Genomic DNA, 19,357 nt, shown 5'->3' with positions numbered 1-19,357 from the left:
GCAAGTTAACGGCGCGCGGCTTGCAGCTTGAAACTTGCCGCTTGCGGCTGCCCTTGTCTGACCTATGCTGAATGTAAGTACCCAAGGGTATTCGTTCAGAGGTCAACGCCATGAACATCAAAACAAGAAGATACCTCGCCATTTTCGTCACCTGCGCGGCGACGCTGGCGCTGTATGGCACCGCGGCGTGGCGGGTCGAGCAGTTGCGACAACTGCCCCGTGAATACGCGAGCTGCAACTACGAACGCTGCATTCCCCACAACGCGACCCTCAACGCCCTGCGCTAACGCCGCGCGTCAGGCCTCGCTGTCCTGATCGGCCTTCAAACGGTCGCGAAAAGCCTTGGGCGAGATCCCCACGCGGCGCCTGAACAGGCGCGTGAAGTTGGTCGGATCGGAAAACCCCAACACGTCAGACATTTCATAAATGGTCATGCTGGTATAGGTCAGCAGACGCTTGGCTTCGAGCAACTGCCGCTCGTGCATGATCTGCAACGCCGGTTGCCCCGCCAGCTCACGGCACGTGCCATTGAGGTGCGACACGGAAATCCCCAGCCGATGGGCCAGGTCCTCGACCTTGACGTGCTGGCGGTAAGTTTCTTCCACCAGTTGAATAAAGCCATTGAGGTATTCCCGCGCACGCTGCGGTCGCTGACTGGCGCTGCGTCGCTGCAACACCTGGCGACTGACCCAGACCATGATCACGCTGACCAGGGAATGCATGAGCATTTCCCGGGCCGGTTGATGGCCGGTGTACTCGCTTTGCAGTGCCGCAAACAGGCTGTTGAGGTACTCGCTGTCCTTGCCCGCCGGATAGCTTTCGGCTTGGGCCAGGGCATTCACCGAGTTGCCCAGTTGTGCCTGCAAATGCGCCACCAATGGCGCGGCCAGGGTCACGACAAAGCCCTCGACGTCCTCGGAAAAGCGATACCCGTGCACCGACAGCGGCGGCAGGATCAGCATTGCCGGCTCAGTCAGTTGTGTGCGTTTACCTTCGATTTCAAGCTCTGCCTGACCTTTGAAAACGAAGAGTAACTGGCACAAATCAGCGTGGCGGTGAGGTTTGATTTCCCACTGATGTTCGCGGCTGCGTTTGGAAATGGTTTCACAGTGCAACAAGTCGGGGGTCGGCCAGTCCAGGCTTTCACCGTAGAGCTTGAACACCGGAATCGAAGGCAGGTCAGGCTTGTTCATCACTTCAATCCAGGCCTCGTAGTAGTCGGGGCGATAATCGCACCGATTGGCAGAATGTACAGGTATCGGCTCAGTTTTCCCCTTCAATTGACAGACTCGCGAGGGAAAAATGCAAGCACTCGATCCATAAAAATTAATCACCGGCCCTGGTCGCGTGAAGCTTGCGAGTCATAACAACAATGAAAACGCTGAAAACCCAAATCGCCATCATTGGCGCCGGCCCGTCCGGTTTATTGCTCGGCCAATTGCTGCACAACGCCGGCATCGACACGGTCATTCTCGAACGCCAGACACCCGATTATGTACTCGGCCGAATCCGCGCCGGAGTCCTTGAACAAGGCATGGTAGAGCTGTTGCGCCAGGCTGGCGTGGGTCAGCGCATGGACGCCGAAGGGCTGGTGCATGGTGGCTTCGACCTGGCCCTCGATGGCCGTCAGGTGCACATCGATTTGCAGGCCCTGACCGGCGGCAAAACCGTGATGATCTACGGCCAGACCGAAGTCACCCGTGACCTGATGGCCGCCCGTCGGGACGCCGGGGCGCAGACCCTTTATCAAGTGAGCAATGTCGTTCCCCACGGCATGAAAAGCGACGAAGCCTTTGTCACGTTCGAAAAGGACGGCGAAACCTGGCGTCTCGATTGCGACTACATCGCCGGGTGCGACGGTTTTCATGGTGTAGCGCGACAGTCGATTCCCGCCGAGTGCCTGAAGGTTTTCGAACGGGTCTATCCGTTTGGCTGGCTGGGGATTCTGGCCGACACCCCGCCGGTCCACGAAGAGCTGGTCTACGCGCGCCACGAACGGGGTTTTGCCCTGTGCAGCATGCGTTCGGCCACCCGCACCCGCTATTACCTTCAGGTGCCGGCCGAGGAGCAGGTCGAAGATTGGTCCGATCAACGCTTCTGGGATGAACTCAAATCCCGGCTGCCCCAAGCGTTGGCAGACACATTGGTCACCGGTCCGTCCATCGAAAAAAGCATCGCGCCGTTGCGCAGCTTCGTGGTGGAACCGATGCAATACGGGCGCCTGTTCCTGGTCGGCGACGCGGCGCACATCGTCCCGCCCACCGGCGCCAAGGGCCTGAACCTGGCGGCCAGCGATGTCAGCACGCTGTTCAATATTCTGCTGAAGGTTTACCGCGACGGGCGCGTGGACTTGCTGGAGAAATACTCCGAAATCTGTCTGCGCCGAGTCTGGAAAGCTGAGCGCTTTTCCTGGTGGATGACCTCGATGCTGCATCGCTTCGACGAGCATGACGCGTTCAGCCAGCGCATCAGCGCCTCGGAACTGGACTACTTCGTCAACTCCGAAGCCGGTCGAAAAACCATTGCAGAAAATTACGTCGGGCTTCCATACGAGGCTATCGAATAGCTTCCTACCGACTTACACTGGCGAGCATCAACCCGCTCGCCGTGCCTCTTGCGGGTCCATCACTGCCCGCAGGTTTTACCCGTGACCAATCTGAACCAGCCTGAAACGCCCAAACCGGCCATCCGCAGTGTCTTGATCGCCTTGATGCTGGCGATCTTTCTCGGCGCGCTGGACCAGACCATCGTCGCCGTGTCGATGCCGGCCATTTCCGCGCAGTTCAAGGACGTCAGCCTATTGGCCTGGGTGATTTCCGGCTACATGGTCGCGATGACCGTGGCGGTGCCGATCTACGGCAAGCTCGGCGATCTGTACGGTCGGCGCAAGTTGATGCTGTTTGGCATGGGGCTGTTCACCCTCGCTTCGTTCTTTTGCGGCATGGCCCAGAGCATGGAGCAACTGGTGCTGGCGCGGATCATCCAGGGCATCGGCGCTGGCGGGATGATTTCGGTCAGCCAAGCCATCATCGGCGACATCGTCCCGCCCCGGGAGCGCGGTCGTTATCAGGGATACTTCAGCAGCATGTACGCGGTGGCCAGTGTCGCCGGGCCGGTGCTCGGCGGTTACATGACCGAGTACCTGTCGTGGCGCTGGGTGTTTTTGATCAATCTGCCCCTGGGCCTGGGCGCGTGGCTGGTGGCCAATCGCACGCTGGTGGGGCTGCCGGTGCCGCAGCGCAAACCGATCATCGATTACCTCGGCACGGTGCTGATGATCATCGGCTTGACTGCCCTGCTGCTCGGCATCACCCAGGTCGGTCAAGGTCATTCGTGGCGCAGCGCCGAAGTGCTGGGCCTGCTCGGTTGCGCGGTGCTGGTACTGGCGGTGTTCGTCTGGCATGAGCGGCGGGCGCGGGAGCCGTTGTTGCCAATGCATTTGTTCGCCAACCGCAATGCGATCTTCTGCTGGTGCACGATTTTCTTCACCAGTTTCCAGGCCATTTCGTTGATCGTGCTGATGCCGTTGCGCTTTCAGAGTGTCACCGGCGCCGGGGCCGACAGCGCTGCGCTGCACCTGCTGCCACTGGCCATCGGTTTGCCGATCGGCGCGTATTTTGCCGGGCGCCGCACCTCGGTGACCGGGCGCTACAAGCCGATGATCCTGACCGGCGCGCTGCTGATGCCAATCTCGATTCTCGGCATGGCGTTCAGTGCGCCCCAGGCCTTGTTGATGAGCAGCCTGTTTATGTTGCTCAGCGGGATCGCCAGCGGCATGCAATTCCCGACTTCGTTGGTGGGCACGCAGAATTCGGTGGAACAGCGGGACATCGGCGTCGCCACCAGCACCACCAATCTGTTCCGTTCGTTGGGCGGCGCGATGGGTGTGGCATTGATGTCGGCGCTGTTGTTGGCGCTGTTGCAGGATTCGAGTTTCGCCCACCTGAGCGGCTCGGCGCTGATTGGCGAGGGTCACTCGGGGAATGTGTTGCTGGACGGTTTGAACGCCGCGCCGGGGGAGGCGAAAGAGGCCTTGCGTGCGGAGTTGCTGCTGACGTTCCGGCATTTGCTGATGGTCAGCGCGGCGGTGTCGTTGCTGGGGCTGGCGGCGGCGATTGCCATGCCGAACAAGGTATTGCGCGGACGGGAAGATAAGGTTCGGTAGTCCCCCGTCGATCGCCGATCGTTCCCACGCTCCGCGTGGGAATGCAGCCCGGGACGCTCTGCGTCCCAAAGCGGACGCAGAGCGTCCATGGAGGCATTCCCACGCGGAGCGTGGGAACGATCATGGGCTCAAGGGCTGTAATACCCGACCGCGACCAGAAAATGCCCAACCTTTTTCAGGTACGCATGCTTGTCCTCAACCTTCCCGGTCACCGGGTTCTTCCAGCGGTATTCGTACTCGCCCTGATCCTGCTTGCCGATCAACGCCAGGATCGGCTCGCCCACCGGTTTGCCTTCCGGGTCGTTGACCTTGCTGAAGTCGGTGTTGATCAGCCGCAGATTGGTGCCATGGGCGACGTAGCGCTGGTTATTCAGGTCAACCACGAACACATATAAGTCGTCCTGCAAGTACCCGCCCTTGAGGGAGTTGATCGCCGTCAGCGTGCCCTTCTCGTCCTTGGCCAGATCGATGGCCGCTTTATTCAGCAACGCCATCGCCTGCTCCGCCGACGCCCGGGGCACGTAGTAACCGACCGCCAGAATCCGCTGGCCAATGCGCTGATAAAACACGTGCTTGCGTTCGACCTTGCCGTCGGCCCAGTTCTGCCAGCGGTATTCGGCCTGTTGGATGCCGTTGCCTTCCGGCACTTTCAAGGCGTCCTTGAAGGCTTTCTGCATATCCGGCGGCAGCATCTCGGACACATCGCGCCCGATCAGCGCCGACGACGGCCCACCGCTGGCGAGCATCACGCCTTTGGTGTCGACCACGAACACGTAGCGATCCTTGTCGACAAACTCGCCCTGACGACTGAACGCCGCGAAGGCCTTGTCGCCGTTGTCGTGGTAGTACGCCAGGGCTTTTTCCAGCAAGGCCCGGGCGGCCTGACTGTCATCCTTCGGCGCCGTGGCCGCCTGAACCTGGCCCAGGCTCAGCCACAGCATCCCCGCCAGCCAGGCCATCTTGTGCACAAACCCCATAGCGCATCCCTCGTTCTTGTTGATGATTCAAGAGCGTAGACGGGTTGGGGATATGTATGGATATTCAGGAGAGTGCAGGGGGTGAGACTAGCTCTTGTGGCGAGGGGGCTTGCCTGTGGCGAGCCCCCTCGCCACAAAAGCTCCTCGCTACAGATTTTGCATCAGGGCTGTTTCGCCCGGGCGTTGATCTGTTGTTGCAAATTCTGGATCTGCGCTTGCAGGGTGTTGAGGTTGCGGGTGGTCTGGGCGCGGAAGGCGTCGAATTCGGCGGTGTTGGTCGGGTTTTGAGTAGGGGTTGCCGGGCGGTTGTCCTGCTCGCTTTTGAGCACGACGATTTCCTGTTCCAGACGATCGATTGCCGCCGTCGGGTTGCCCTGCTTCTTCAGCGCAGCGATGTCGGCGTTGAGGCTTTTGAGTTCAGCATCGACTTTGCTGGTATCAGCCGGGGCGCTTTTCAGGGCCGTCAGTTCATCGCTCAGGGTTTTGACCTGAGTCTGCAACTGCGTGTTGGCGGCCGTTTGTGCGGTGGTTTGCGCAGTCATTTGTGCCAGACGCTTGTCCAGCTCGCTGGTCTGGCCGACCACTCCCAGTTGCGCCTGGCTCTGGTCCTGGAGTTTGCTTTCCAGTTGTTTGATCTGCAGTTTCAGCGCTTCGCTGTCGCTGCTGACGTTGGTCTGGCTGGCGACAACTTTGCCGGAAATGTCCTGCAAGCGCCCCGCCGCTTCCTCACTGATCCGCGCGAAACTTTCCTGAGTCGCCACCAGTTGCTGCTCCATCAGCGAAATCTGCTGGAAGCTCCACCAGGCCAGACCTGCGAAGGCAAAAAACAAGGCGCCGACCAGCGCCCACAACGGACCGGTGCTGGCGCTTTTGACTTTGACCGCAGGCACAGGTCGCGAATGCACGGTGGTGCGAACGGTCGGCGGAAAATCATCGTCATCGATGGGGTCGGCACGCAGGCTCGGTACATCGTCGAAGTCGTCGTTGGCATCGTTACGCATGGACATTGAGGCAACCTTTGGGAAACGCGGTAATGGCTTGATGCGGCGCAGTATAAACCCCACAGCCGCAAGGGTTGACCCTCAACCCTGCACTCGGTTCAGTGTCGGGACAGGTCCTACAGCGATCAGCGAATATCCTGAGCCTTCCACCAGCCGCAGAATTCATCGAGGGCGGTCCACAGGCTGACTTTCGGATCGTAGTCCAGATAATGCCGGGCGCGACTGATGTCCAAGGTGAAATTTTTGTTCATCACCTGCATGCCCAGGCGCGACAGGGTCGGCTCGGGACGCCCCGGCCAGAGCTTGCACACGCCTTCGTTGAGCGCTGCCACGCTGTAGGCCAAGCCGTAGGAACGGTAGCGAGTGACTTGTGGGACGTCCATTTTTCGCATCACGTAATTGACCACATCCCACAACGGTACCGGCGCGCCGTTGCTGATGTTGTAGGCCTTGCCCAGCGCCGAACCACTGGCCAGCAAACTGCTGAGCAACGCTTCGTTGAGGTTGTGCATGCTGGTGAAATCGACCTTGTTCAAACCGTTGCCGACAATCGCCAGACGCCCCTTGCGCTGCATTTTCAGCAGGCGCGGGAAGATGCTCATGTCGCCGGCACCAGTGACGAAACGCGGGCGCAGGGCGATGGTTTCGAGGCCGAATTCCTGAGCTCCGAAGACCTTTTGCTCGGCCAGGAACTTGGTCGCCGCGTAGTGATGCTTGAAGCGTTTAGGCACCTGCTCTTCGGTCAGGCCCAGATGATCGCGGCCATCGAAGTAGATCGACGGCGAGGACAAGTGCACCAGACGCCGGACCCGTTGCTTCAAACAGGCCTCGACCACGTTTTCGGTGACCTGGACATTGCCCTGGTGAAAGTCCTGATAGCGTCCCCACAAACCGACGGCACCGGCGCAATGCACCACGGCTTCGACGTCCGAGCACAGGTCGCGCACCAGTTCCGGGTCGCTCAAGTCACCCTGGATAAATTCGGCGCCACGGCGCACCAGGTGCTCGACACCCTCGGCCCGGCGACCGTTGACCCGCACGTCCAGGCCCTGCTCCAGGGCGAAACGCGCAAAGCGCCCGCCAATGAAGCCGCTTGCGCCGGTGACCAGAATTTTCATGTAAAGCTCCAACAAAGCAGCTGCGAGCTCCAAGCTTCGAGCCGCAAGTTTAAAAACACACCACAAGCTCTTCACTTGCAGCTTGCAGCTTGACGCTTACAACTGTGCCAAAGGCACCAGCCATTGCTTCGACGAACGTACCAATTGGTCAGTGAGTAAACCCAGCAACTGACCGCCATTGCGCCAATGATGCCAGTACAGCGGCACATCAATCGGCTTATCTGGCAAAAGCTCCACTAAAACACCCCGTTGCAGTTGCTCGCGCACTTGCAATTCCGGCACCAGCCCCCAACCCAATCCCGCTTCCGTGAGGCGGATAAAACCTTCGGACGAGGGGCATAAATGGTGTTCGAAACCGCCGTCCACGCCTAAGGACGCGAGGTAGCGATGCTGTAGGAAATCGTCGGGGCCAAACACCAGCGCGGGTGTACGCGGTAATAACTCGGCGCGTACGCCGTCCGGAAAATGTCGAGCGATGAACGCCGGGCTGGCCAATGCCCGATAGCGCATAGCCCCCAGCAGTACGCTGCGAGCCCCGGCCACCGGGCGTTCGCTGGCGCAAACACATGCCGCTACCTCACCGGCGCGCATGCGTTTGAGGCCCACGGTCTGGTCCTCTACCACCAGATCCAACAGCAAATGTTGCTCGGCGCAAAAGTCCCCCACCGCCTCAGCCCACCAAGTGGCCAGACTGTCCGCATTGAGGGCGATGCGCAGGCGTTCCGGCAGGCCTTCTTCGTCCAGCGCCGGCACCAGGGTCTGCAAATCCCGCTCAAGCAAACGTACCTGCTGCACATGGTTGAGCAAACGCCGACCGATTTCAGTCGGCGAAGGCGGGGTCGCGCGCACCAACACCGGTTGGCCAATCCGCGCCTCCAACAGTTTGATCCGCTGGGAGATCGCCGATTGCGACAAACCCAGTACCTGCGCGGCCCGTTCGAATCCGGCCTGCTCGACCACGGCGGCCAAGGCAGAAAGCAATTTATAGTCGAACATCAGTTTTCCTAATGAGCGATCAGCACTATTGGTTTTTCTTATACAGCTAAGCGCCGGAGAATGGCCAGCAAGAACTCTTTCACAAGGAATACCGACATGGCTGGCGAAACGTCATTGGCAACCCTGCTGCGTAGCATGAGCCCGCAACTCAATGTCGGTGAATACGTGTTCTGCACGTTGCGCGACGGCAAGCTTCCGTCGGGGCTGGAGATCATCGGCAGCTTCCGCGAGCAGGAAGGTCTGACGGTGATTCTGGAACGTTCCCACGCCGAAAAGGCCGGTTTCAGCTTCGACTACGTCGCCGCGTGGATCACCTTGAACGTGCACTCGGCCCTGGAAGCCGTCGGCCTGACCGCCGCTTTTGCCACGGCGCTTGGCAAGGCCGGGATCAGTTGCAACGTGATCGCCGGTTATTACCACGACCATCTGTTCGTCGGTCAGGCCGATGCCGAACGGGCCCTGCAAGTGTTGCGGGATCTCGCAGCTAACGGGGAGTAGACAATCATGTGGCAAAGCTATGTAAACGGCCTGTTAGTCGCGGCGGGGCTGATCATGGCGATCGGCACCCAGAATGCGTTTGTGCTGGCCCAGAGCCTGCGTCGAGAGCATCACTTGCCGGTCGCGGCACTGTGCGTGGTTTGCGACGCGCTTCTGGTGGCGGCGGGCGTGTTCGGTCTGGCGACGGTGCTGGCGCATAACCCGACCTTGCTGGCGGTGGCCCGTTGGGGTGGCGCGGCGTTTCTGATTTGGTACGGCAGCCAGGCATTGCGCCGGGCCTGCGCGAAACAAAGCCTGGAACAAGGCGAAAACCAGACCGTGCGCTCGCTGCGAGCGGTGATGCTCAGTGCCTTGGCGGTGACCCTGCTCAATCCGCACGTTTATCTGGACACCGTTTTGCTGATCGGCTCCCTCGGCGCGCAACAGACCGAGCCGGGCGCTTATGTGGTGGGCGCGGCGAGTGCTTCTTTATTGTGGTTCTTCACCCTGGCATTGGGTGCGGCATGGTTGGCGCCGTGGTTGGCGCGGCCCAGCACTTGGCGGATTCTTGATCTGTTGGTGGCGGTGATGATGTTCACGGTAGCGTTCCAGCTAATCACCGCTCCGTGATTTATTCCAAAAGGCTCTGGAACCTCTATTCCACACAGTTGTTGCGTGGTTATGCCGCACCCCCGGTGCTATGATCCGGTTCGATGCGCCGCAAAGAGTACAAACTCCCCGGCGCTTGTCTGGCCGCCCGTGATCGGCCTTGCGCTCACCGCAACTGACCTGATTAGGAGAATCATCATGGCTTTCGAATTGCCGCCGCTGCCCTACGCACACGATGCCCTGCAGCCGCACATTTCCAAGGAAACTCTGGAATATCACCACGACAAGCACCACAACACCTATGTCGTGAACCTGAACAACCTGGTGCCAGGCACCGAGTTCGAAGGCAAGACCCTGGAAGAGATCGTTAAATCTTCTTCGGGCGGTATCTTCAACAACGCCGCTCAGGTCTGGAACCACACCTTCTACTGGAACTGCCTGGCGCCAAACGCCGGCGGTCAACCTACCGGCGCCCTGGCTGAAGCCATCAACGCAGCCTTCGGTTCGTTCGACAAGTTCAAAGAAGAATTCAGCAAAACCTCCATCGGCACCTTCGGTTCCGGCTGGGGCTGGCTGGTGAAAAAGGCTGACGGTTCCCTGGCCCTGGCCAGCACCATCGGCGCCGGCAACCCGCTGACCAACGGCGACACCCCGCTGCTGACCTGCGACGTCTGGGAACACGCTTACTACATCGACTACCGCAACGTTCGTCCGAAGTACGTCGAAGCGTTCTGGAACCTGGTCAACTGGAAATTCGTGGCTGAGCAGTTCGAAGGCAAAACCTTCACCGCTTAAGATCGATGCCCAAGAAAAACCCGGCTTAGGTCGGGTTTTTTTATGGGCGGGTGAAAGGTGATGGCTGTTAGGGCGCCTTCGCGGGCAAGCCTCGCTCCTACATTTGGAATGCATTCCCCTGTAGGAGCGAGGCTTGCCCGCGAAGAACGATGACACGGTCGACCTGACGGAATACCTACCCCTGCGGGTCAACGATATCCAATGCCCTGTTCACAGCAAGGTCCGCCAGCATCACCACCTGCGCAATGGCCAGCGCCGTACTGCGCTGGGGGCCGGTCAGGCAGGTGGCGAAATCACTGGCCAGGACATTTGCCGAGGCTAATGACTCGCAGGCATTTGCCAGGAGGGATTCGATATCCATGTTCGGGGAGATCATGTACATGGGGTTGGGGGTGTAGGGTGGGTCTGGGATTAATTTATCCATAAAAATTCCTCACGCGTTGAGGGCCACCAATTACCGTTCTCACGCGGTGAAGAGGTGGCAGCTATGTGCGGGGTGAGAAAACCGGTCATGGACACCCGGGCCAGACAAAAGTCTGCCCGCACACAGCCGCCATAACGCATTTGCGACAGGATAAACTGGCGGCAATTATGCGTGTACGAGCTCTGTATGACCATAAGTTGCCGGGTTCTCACACCCGATCACTGAGTTTTCAGCGACACCCAAAAGGTTATTGAACCCGCTTCCTACGGGCAACCTGAAAACCTCGTGGGAAAGGTCTGGTTTTTTTACCGATGTTTAAACAGACATATTCGTTGCCTGTGCGGCCGTCTTCGCGAGCAGGCTCGCTCCCACAATTTTGATTGAGTGCATTCGGGAGAAATGGGTCGGCTGTCAGGCCGCCTTCGCGGGCAAGCCTCGCTCCTACAAAATCAAAAACAGAAGCAGAAGCAGAGCGGCGTACACCGCCCCGCCCTTCACCACTCATTAGGCCGAGCGTTAGCTCGCCTGCTTTTGATCTGGCTCTACCGCCCCTTCGGGAGGCCGAGTGGAGGTTCTGCGCAGTGGGCAGCCCGGCATGGATGCCGGGCTAGCCGCCCCCGGCCATGGATGGCCGATGGCGGCGGGCCCACGGAGCAGGACCGGAGCGAGGGAACGCCGAGCCTAAGCGAGGGGCCGGACGCCGGGGCGAGACCTTTTGGTTCCTTTTGGGGCGTTTGCCAAAAGGGACTCGCTGTAAGAGCGAAACCGCCAGCCGCCATCACCACAAAAACGGATATGCACACAATCACCAAGAACATGGTCGGCCCAAAGGCCGCCAAGCCCCACAAGCCCCATCGCAAATTCCTACGATGAAACAAGACGCAAGCCCCTTGCCCCAACGCCACAGCGGACTAACATCAACCCAAAGGAAAAATAGTCCCGATCCTCCTCAAGTTGAAGGCAAAAACTACCGACACAGTACGAATAGGACAAAGACTCGAAACAACAGCATATTGGCCAAGCTGCAGGCAAAATCCCCTGAGCTGAATTGTCCCTTTGACTGCCATCACGGGATTGCCAATACTCATGGCAACTTGATGCTACCCGCACGGAACAAGGAATAACCCTTTGAAGCTGGAACTCAAGAACAGCTTGTCGGTGAAGTTGCTCCGGGTCGTGCTCCTGTCGGCATTGATCGTCGGCGTGGTCTTGAGCTGCGCGCAGATCGTTTTCGATGCCTATAAAACACGCCAGGCCGTGGCCGGTGATGCCCAGCGCATCCTCGACATGTTCCGCGACCCCTCGACCCAGGCCGTCTACAGCCTGGACCGGGAGATGGGCATGCAGGTGATCGAAGGCCTGTTCCAGGACGACGCCGTGCGCCAGGCCTCCATCGGTCATCCCAATGAAGCCATGCTCGCGCAGAAATCCCGCGAGCTGCAGCACTCCAACAGCCGCTGGCTGACCGACCTGATCCTCGGCCAGGAACGCACCTTCACCACCCAACTGGTGGGTCGCGGGCCCTACAGCGAGTATTACGGCGACCTGAGCATCACCCTCGACACCGCCACCTATGGCCAGGGGTTTATCGTCAGCTCGGTGATCATCTTCATTTCCGGTGTGTTGCGCGCCCTCGCCATGGGCCTGGTGCTGTACCTGGTTTACCACTGGCTGCTGACCAAACCGCTGTCGCGGATCATCGAGCACCTGACCGAGATCAACCCCGACCGCCCCAGCGAACACAAGATTCCGCAGATCAAGGGCCACGAAAAAAACGAACTGGGCATCTGGATCAACACCGCCAACCAGTTGCTCGAGTCCATCGAGCGCAACACCCACCTGCGCCACGAAGCCGAAAACAGCCTGTTGCGCATGGCCCAGTACGATTTCCTCACCGGCCTGCCCAACCGCCAGCAATTGCAGCAGCAACTGGACAAGATCCTGGTGGACGCCGGCAAATTGCAACGTCGGGTTGCAGTGCTGGTTGTCGGTCTGGATGACTTCAAGGGTATCAACGAACAATTCAGCTACCAGACCGGCGACCAACTGTTGCTGGCCCTGGCAGATCGCCTACGGGCCCACAGCGGTCGCCTCGGCGCTCTCGCCCGCCTCGGTGGCGACCAGTTTGCGCTGGTCCAGGCCGACATCGAACAACCTTACGAAGCCGCCGAACTGGCCCAAAGCATTCTCGATGACCTGGAAGCGGCATTTGCCCTCGACCATCAGGAAATCCGCCTGCGCGCCACCATCGGCATCACCCTGTTCCCCGAGGACGGTGACAGCACTGAGAAGCTGCTGCAGAAAGCCGAGCAGACCATGACCCTGGCCAAGACTCGCTCGCGCAACCGCTATCAGTTCTATATCGCCAGCGTCGACAGCGAAATGCGCCGCCGCCGCGAACTGGAAAAAGACCTGCGCGATGCCCTGATCCGCGATCAGTTCTACCTCGTCTACCAACCGCAGATCAGCTACCGCGATCACCGGGTGGTCGGCGTCGAGGCCTTGATTCGCTGGCAGCACCCGGAACACGGGCTGGTGCCGCCGGACCTGTTCATCCCGCTGGCCGAGCAGAACGGCACCATCATTGCCATCGGCGAGTGGGTGCTGGATCAGGCCTGCAAGCAATTGCGCGACTGGCATGACCAGGGGTTCGCCGACCTGCGCATGGCGGTGAACCTGTCCACCGTGCAACTGCACCACGCCGAGTTGCCACGGGTGGTCAACAACCTGCTGCAAATCTACCGACTGCCGCCCCGCAGCCTGGAGCTGGAAGTCACCGAAACCGGCCTGATGGAAGACATCAGCACCGCCGCCCAGCACTTGCTGAGCCTGCGTCGCTCCGGCGCGCTGATCGCCATCGACGACTTCGGCACGGGCTATTCGTCGCTGAGTTATCTGAAAAGCCTGCCTCTGGACAAGATCAAGATCGACAAGAGCTTCGTCCAGGACCTGCTCGATGACGACGACGATGCGACCATCGTTCGCGCCATCATCCAACTGGGCAAGAGCCTGGGCATGCAGGTGATTGCCGAAGGCGTGGAAACCGCCGAGCAAGAGGCCTACATCATCTCCGAAGGTTGCCATGAGGGTCAGGGTTATCACTACAGCAAACCGCTGCCGGCCCGGGAGTTGAGCGCTTATTTAAAGCAGGCCCAGCGCAGTAACGCGGCCATCCTCTAAGTTGACGGTTGCGTCTGGAGCCTTGATCCAGCGCAACCCCTCGCCAAATACGAAATATTTCCAAGCACAACCCTTTACACATAATGCGAAAGATTTGCATTATGTCGCAGTTTTGCGCGCCCAAAGCGCCATTCCACCCTCTATCGAAGCAGGATGTTCGCCATGATTCGTATGCCTCTGGCTACCGCCAGTCTGTTGGCCATCGCTATTTCCCTCGCCGGTTGCGGCGAAGGCAAAGACAAGACCGCTGCCGCGCCAACGCCTGCGCCAGCCGCCAGCACCACTGCCGCCGCTCCAGCTGCTGCGCCAGCCGCCGCCGGCAAAGTCGACGAAGCCGCCGCCAAAGCAGTGGTCGCGCATTACGCCGACATGGTCTTCGCCGTTTACAGCGATGCCGAATCTACCGCGAAAACCCTGCAAACCGCCGTTGATGCCTTCCTCGCCAAGCCGGACGCCGACACCCTGAAAGCCGCCAAGGCTGCCTGGGTCGCTGCTCGTGTTCCTTATCTGCAGAGCGAAGTGTTCCGCTTCGGCAACACCATCATCGACGACTGGGAAGGTCAGGTGAACGCCTGGCCACTGGACGAAGGCCTGATCGACTATGTCGACAAGACCTACGAACACGCACTGGGTAACCCGGGCGCCACCGCCAACATCATCGCCAACACCGAAGTCCAGGTCGGCGAAGACAAGGTCGACGTCAAAGACATCACTCCGGAAAAACTCGCCAGCCTGAACGAGCTGGGCGGTTCCGAAGCCAACGTCGCCACTGGCTATCACGCCATCGAATTCCTGCTGTGGGGCCAGGACCTGAACGGCACCGGCCCTGGCGCCGGCAACCGTCCTGCTTCCGACTACCTGGAAGGCAAAGGCGCGACTGGCGGTCACAATGATCGTCGCCGTGCCTACCTGAAGTCCGTGACCCAACTGCTGGTCAGCGACCTGGAAGAAATGGTCGGTAACTGGAAGCCGAACGTGGCCGACAACTACCGCGCCACCCTGGAAGCCGAGCCAGCCGAAACCGGCCTGCGCAAAATGCTGTTCGGCATGGGCAGCCTGTCCCTGGGCGAACTGGCGGGCGAGCGCATGAAGGTTTCCCTGGAAGCCAACTCCCCGGAAGACGAACAGGATTGCTTCAGCGACAACACCCACAACTCGCACTTCTACGATGCCAAAGGCGTTCGTAACGTGTACCTGGGCGAATACACCCGCGTCGACGGCACCAAAATGACCGGCGCGAGCCTGTCGTCTCTGGTGGCCAAGGCCGACCCGGCTGCCGACACCGCCCTGAAAGCCGATCTGGCTGCTACCGAAGCCAAGATCCAGATCATGGTCGATCACGCCAACAAGGGTGAGCACTACGACCAGTTGATCGCCGCCGGCAACACCGCGGGCAACCAGATCGTGCGTGACGCCATCGCGTCGCTGGTCAAGCAGACCGGTTCGATCGAACAAGCCGCTGGCAAACTGGGCATCAGCGACCTGAACCCGGACAACGCTGATCACGAATTCTGATCAACGCAGGCTGAATAAAAAGGCGACCTTCGGGTCGCCTTCTTTATTCCTGCCTAAACGCAATCCCCCTGTGGGAGCGAGCCTGCTCGCGAAGAGGCCGTAACAGACAACATTTCCAGCGCGGCCGATACCGCTTTCGCGAGCAGGCTCGCTCCCACAATGGATTGCGGCAAACCTGTGGGAGCGAGCTTGCTCGCGATAGCGGTCGCACATTCAACATCAATGTCGACTGCGATGACCCCATCGCGAGCAAGCTCGCTCCCACATTGGATTGCGTTCCCACAGGTGAATTGTGGTGGGCAGGGAAATCATGTCCCACATCAACCAAACGATAATTCCTCTTATTCAATTTCCCCTGCCCTGTTAGACTTTGCGCCCTTGTTTTGCTCGTCTTTCAGGAAACCTGATGCCGTCGTTGCCTCTTCGTCTGTGCACCTTGTTCATGGCCCTGGGCCTGAGTGCCTGCGATGACGCCCCGCGTTTTACCAAGGCCGAGCCCGGTGAAGCCCGGTCCGGTGGCAGCGCGACGGTGCGCAAGACCGATCAGAACGCCTTTTCCCTGCCGTCCGCCAATCTGCCACCGTCACGACGGGTGGATTTCAGCGTCGGCAACAGCTTCTTCCGCAGCCCCTGGGTGATCGCACCGTCGACCACCACCGCCCGGGATGGCCTCGGCCCGTTGTTCAACACCAACGCCTGCCAGAACTGCCACATCAAGGACGGTCGCGGTCACCCGCCGACGCCGGACGCCAATAATGCGGTGTCGATGCTGGTGCGCCTGTCGATTCCCGATGCGCCGGCCTACGCCAAGGTCATCGAGCACATCGGCGTGGTCCCGGAGCCGGTCTACGGTGGGCAGCTCCAGGACATGTCGGTGCCCGGCGTCGCCCCGGAAGGCAAGGTACGCGTTGACTACACACCCGTGCCCGTTCGTTTTAAGGACGGCACCGAAGTCGAACTGCGCAAACCGACCTTGCAGATCACCCAACTGGGCTACGGCCCGATGCACCCTGACACGCGTTTCTCGGCGCGGGTTGCGCCGCCGATGATTGGCCTGGGCCTGCTCGAAGCGATCCCCGACGAAGCGATCCTGGCCAACGCCGAGGCCCAGGCCAAAGACAAAAACGGCATCGCCGGGCGCCCGAACCGGGTCTGGGATGACGCCCAGCAAAAAACCGTCCTCGGCCGATTCGGCTGGAAAGCCGGGCAACCGAACCTCAATCAACAGAATGTTCACGCGTTTTCGGGTGACATGGGCCTGACCACCAGCCTGCGACCGTTCGATGACTGCACCGAGGCGCAAACCGCCTGCAAGCAAGCGCCCAACGGCAATGGCCCAAATGGCGAGCCGGAAGTCAGCGACAACATTCTGCGCCTGGTGTTGTTCTACAGCCGCAACCTCGCCGTCCCGGCCCGCCGCGACGTCAGCGCGCCGCAAGTGCTGGCGGGCAAGAATCTGTTTTTCCAGGCGGGATGCCAGTCCTGTCACACGCCCAAATACACCACCGCCGCCAACGCCGCCGAACCTGAACTGGCCAATCAAGTGATTCGCCCCTACAGCGATCTGCTGCTGCATGACATGGGCGACGGCCTGGCCGACAACCGCACGGAATTCCAGGCCAGTGGCCGCGACTGGCGCACGCCGCCGTTGTGGGGCATCGGCCTGACGCAAGCGGTCAGCGGTCACACCCAGTTTTTGCATGATGGCCGCGCCCGCAACCTGCTCGAAGCCGTGCTCTGGCATGGCGGCGAAGCGAGCGCGGCGCAGCAACAGGTTTTGTCTTTCAATGCCGAGCAGCGCGCTGCGTTGCTGGCGTTTTTGAATTCTCTCTAAGCACTTAAAAGAATCGGGAGCCCGACATGTTCCGTCCCAAGTTGTTATTTACCAGCCTTGCAGCGCTCGCCCTCGGCGCCTGTTCGCCGCAGGATCCGCAAGCCGTGACCTCGGCGGCCATCGCCAAGCAAGTGATCTTGCCGACGTACAGCCGCTGGGTTGAAGCCGACCGCCAACTGGCCGTCAGCGCCCTCGCCTATTGCGAAGGCAAGGAAGACCTGGACACCGCCCGCGCCGACTTCCTGCACGCGCAGAAAGCCTGGGCCGAGCTGCAACCGTTGCTGATCGGGCCGCTGGCCGAGGGCAATCGTGCGTGGCAGGTGCAGTTCTGGCCGGACAAGAAAAACCTCGTTGGCCGTCAGGTCGAGCAACTGGTCACCGCCCAACCGCAGATTGATGCCGCTGCGCTGGCCAAATCGAGCGTGGTGGTTCAGGGCCTTTCGGCCTACGAATACATCCTGTTCGACAGCAAGATCGACATGGCCGATGCCACCCAGAAAGCCAAGTATTGCCCGCTGCTGACCGCCATCGGCGAACGTCAGAAGCAACTGGCCGAAGAGATCCTGTCGCGCTGGAACACCAACGACGGGATGCTCGCGCAGATGAGCAAATTCCCGAACCAGCGCTACGCCGATTCCCACGAAGCGATCGCCGATCTGCTTCGCGTGCAGGTCACTGCGCTGGACACCCTGAAGAAAAAACTCGGCACGCCGATGGGTCGTCAGACCAAGGGCATTCCGCAGCCGTTCCAGGCTGATGCGTGGCGCAGCCAATCGTCGCTGCAAGGTATGGAAGCCAGCCTGGCCGCGGCGAAAACCGTGTGGGTCGGAGTCGACAACAAAGGCCTGCGCGGGCTGTTGCCGAGCGATCAGAAACCGTTGGCCGACAAGATCGATGCCGCCTACGCTGCCTCGCTCAAGTTGTTCGCCAGCAACCAGCGCTCGCTGACCGAAATGCTCAACGACGATGCCGGTCGCCAGCAACTCAACGATCTCTACGACAGCCTTAACGTCGTCCATCGCCTGCACGAAGGCGAACTGGCCAAGGCGCTGGGCATCCAACTGGGCTTCAACGCCAACGACGGTGACTGATGAGGGCGAGTGCCATGCTGCGACGTCAGGCTCTGACTTTAGGTAGTTTGCTGCTGGGAGCAGTGACACTGGGCGGCTGGACGCTGTTCAAGCACAAGGACAAGAGCCCGCTGCTGCTGTCGGCCCGGGACGACACCGACGGCAAGCATTACGCCGTCGGTTATCGGCTGGACGGCACCCGAGTGTTCGCCACCCAGGTCGGCCAGCGTTGCCACGACATCATCAATCACCCGACGCTGGCGATTGCGCTGTTTGTCGCCCGGCGTCCCGGCACCGAGAGTTACCTGATCGACCTGCGCGACGGCACGTTGCTGCAAACCGTGACCTCGCAACCGAACCGGCATTTCTACGGGCACGCGGTGATTCACAAGGATGGCGAGTTCTTGTACGCCACCGAGAACGACACCTCCGATCCGGGCCGTGGCTTGCTGGGTGTGTATAAGTTCGAAGGTCAGCGACTTATCCACAGCGGCGAAATCCCTACCCATGGCGTCGGTCCGCATCAGGTGTCGTGGATGCCCGACGGCGATACCCTGGTGGTGGCCAACGGCGGGATTCGCACCGAGGCCGAGAGCCGCGTCGAAATGAACCTCAACGCCATGGAACCGAGCTTGGTCCTGATGCAGCGCGACGGCACGTTGTTGAGCAAGGAAACCCTCGCCCAACAGATGAACAGCGTGCGCCATCTTGGGATTGCCAGCGACGGCACCATCCTCGCCAGCCAGCAATTCATGGGGCCGTCCCACGAGTCGTCGGAGTTGCTGGCGATCAAGCGCCCAGGGCAGCCATTCGTGGCGTTCCCGGTGCCGGAGCACCAGTTGCAGGCCATGGGGCATTACACCGCCAGCGTCGCGGTGCACAGCGAACTGCGGCTGGTCGCATTGACGGCGCCGCGCGGTAATCGCTTTTTCATCTGGGACCTGGACAGCGGCGAAGTGCGCCTGGATGCGCCGCTGCCGGATTGCGCCGGCGTTGGTGCCGTGGCCGACGGGTTTGTCGTGACCTCGGGTCAGGGCCGTTGCCGGTACTACGATTGCCGTCAGACAGATTTGGTTGCAAAACCGTTGGAGTTGCCGGCGGGGCTTTGGGATAACCATCTTCACTTGATCTGAAATCCCCCTCCCCTGTAGGAGCAAAGCTTGCTCGCGATGGCGGTGTATCAGTCAGCTTATTCG

17 protein-coding genes are annotated in these 19,357 nt (G+C 60.4%); 11 read left to right on the top strand and 6 right to left on the bottom strand.

Annotated elements, in window-relative coordinates; genetic code table 11:
* Positions 1–110: 110 nt before the first annotated feature.
* Entirely contained in the window at positions 111–287 is a 177-nt protein-coding gene (locus tag BK667_RS33365; RefSeq protein WP_185058301.1) for a hypothetical protein, read from the top strand.
* 9 nt (positions 288–296) lie between these two features.
* Here the strand turns inward: BK667_RS33365 and BK667_RS32050 are convergent, their stop codons facing one another.
* Positions 297–1,193 (bottom strand): helix-turn-helix domain-containing protein, encoded by an 897-nt coding sequence (locus BK667_RS32050; RefSeq protein ID WP_123515017.1) that lies wholly within the window; start codon positions 1,191–1,193, stop codon positions 297–299.
* A gap of 188 nt (positions 1,194–1,381) precedes the next feature.
* Between BK667_RS32050 and pobA the strand changes: the two genes are divergently transcribed.
* Complete coding sequence (pobA, locus tag BK667_RS32045) at positions 1,382–2,566, top strand: 4-hydroxybenzoate 3-monooxygenase (RefSeq protein ID WP_185058305.1); 1,185 nt, start codon at positions 1,382–1,384, stop codon at positions 2,564–2,566.
* Positions 2,567–2,647: 81 nt separating this feature from the next.
* Positions 2,648–4,165, top strand: a complete 1,518-nt coding sequence (locus BK667_RS32040; protein WP_123515021.1) for an MDR family MFS transporter — start codon at positions 2,648–2,650, stop codon at positions 4,163–4,165.
* Between the two features lie 128 nt (positions 4,166–4,293).
* On the opposite strand, the gene BK667_RS32030 is transcribed toward BK667_RS32040, so the two are convergent.
* The 4 genes from BK667_RS32030 to BK667_RS32015 all read right to left on the bottom strand — a co-directional run bounded on the left by BK667_RS32030 (position 4,294) and on the right by BK667_RS32015 (position 8,257).
* Positions 4,294–5,142, bottom strand: a complete 849-nt coding sequence (locus BK667_RS32030; RefSeq protein ID WP_123599990.1) for a cache domain-containing protein — start codon at positions 5,140–5,142, stop codon at positions 4,294–4,296.
* 161 nt (positions 5,143–5,303) lie between these two features.
* Positions 5,304–6,149: an ATPase gene (locus tag BK667_RS32025; RefSeq protein WP_123599989.1), complete on the bottom strand. Its 846-nt coding sequence runs from the start codon at positions 6,147–6,149 to the stop codon at positions 5,304–5,306.
* Positions 6,150–6,268: 119 nt separating this feature from the next.
* Positions 6,269–7,261, bottom strand: coding sequence for an NAD-dependent epimerase/dehydratase family protein (locus BK667_RS32020; protein ID WP_123515029.1), 993 nt, complete (start codon positions 7,259–7,261; stop codon positions 6,269–6,271).
* A gap of 96 nt (positions 7,262–7,357) precedes the next feature.
* On the bottom strand, positions 7,358–8,257 hold the full coding sequence (locus BK667_RS32015) for a LysR family transcriptional regulator ArgP (protein ID WP_123599988.1): 900 nt from the start codon (positions 8,255–8,257) through the stop codon (positions 7,358–7,360).
* A gap of 96 nt (positions 8,258–8,353) precedes the next feature.
* Here BK667_RS32015 and BK667_RS32010 point away from each other — a divergent pair, with 96 nt between their 5' ends.
* The 3 genes from BK667_RS32010 (at position 8,354) to BK667_RS32000 (ending at position 10,138) form a co-directional block, all read left to right on the top strand.
* A complete protein-coding gene (locus BK667_RS32010) occupies positions 8,354–8,755 on the top strand; it encodes an ACT domain-containing protein (protein ID WP_123599987.1) in 402 nt (133 codons plus the stop codon).
* Between the two features lie 6 nt (positions 8,756–8,761).
* On the top strand, positions 8,762–9,364 hold the full coding sequence (locus BK667_RS32005; protein WP_123409354.1) for a LysE/ArgO family amino acid transporter: 603 nt from the start codon (positions 8,762–8,764) through the stop codon (positions 9,362–9,364).
* A 177-nt stretch (positions 9,365–9,541) separates the two neighbouring features.
* On the top strand, positions 9,542–10,138 hold the full coding sequence (locus tag BK667_RS32000) for a superoxide dismutase (RefSeq protein ID WP_065949384.1): 597 nt from the start codon (positions 9,542–9,544) through the stop codon (positions 10,136–10,138).
* A 175-nt stretch (positions 10,139–10,313) separates the two neighbouring features.
* Here BK667_RS32000 and BK667_RS31995 read toward each other — a convergent pair whose 3' ends face one another.
* On the bottom strand, positions 10,314–10,562 hold the full coding sequence (locus tag BK667_RS31995) for a DUF6124 family protein (RefSeq protein ID WP_123599986.1): 249 nt from the start codon (positions 10,560–10,562) through the stop codon (positions 10,314–10,316).
* Positions 10,563–11,690: 1,128 nt separating this feature from the next.
* Between BK667_RS31995 and BK667_RS31990 the strand changes: the two genes are divergently transcribed.
* From BK667_RS31990 to BK667_RS31970, 5 genes are all read left to right on the top strand, one after another.
* Positions 11,691–13,742 carry a putative bifunctional diguanylate cyclase/phosphodiesterase gene (locus tag BK667_RS31990; protein WP_123515036.1) on the top strand — a complete coding sequence of 684 codons (2,052 nt, stop codon included), beginning with the start codon at positions 11,691–11,693 and terminating at the stop codon, positions 13,740–13,742.
* Between the two features lie 162 nt (positions 13,743–13,904).
* The gene (locus BK667_RS31985; RefSeq protein WP_123599985.1) at positions 13,905–15,257 is read left to right on the top strand and encodes an imelysin family protein; all 1,353 of its coding nucleotides are present in this window, start codon (positions 13,905–13,907) and stop codon (positions 15,255–15,257) included.
* Between the two features lie 406 nt (positions 15,258–15,663).
* Positions 15,664–17,091, top strand: a complete 1,428-nt coding sequence (locus BK667_RS31980) for a di-heme oxidoreductase family protein (protein WP_123599984.1) — start codon at positions 15,664–15,666, stop codon at positions 17,089–17,091.
* Positions 17,092–17,117: 26 nt separating this feature from the next.
* A complete protein-coding gene (locus BK667_RS31975; protein ID WP_123599983.1) occupies positions 17,118–18,182 on the top strand; it encodes an imelysin family protein in 1,065 nt (354 codons plus the stop codon).
* 14 nt (positions 18,183–18,196) lie between these two features.
* Positions 18,197–19,294, top strand: a complete 1,098-nt coding sequence (locus tag BK667_RS31970) for a DUF1513 domain-containing protein (protein ID WP_123599982.1) — start codon at positions 18,197–18,199, stop codon at positions 19,292–19,294.
* Positions 19,295–19,357: the final 63 nt, after the last annotated feature.

This window comes from Pseudomonas frederiksbergensis, assembly GCF_003732705.1.
GTDB lineage: Bacteria > Pseudomonadota > Gammaproteobacteria > Pseudomonadales > Pseudomonadaceae > Aquipseudomonas > Aquipseudomonas frederiksbergensis_F.
Note: the sequence above shows the minus strand (reverse complement) of the source record. Positions and strands in the feature narration are given on the sequence as shown.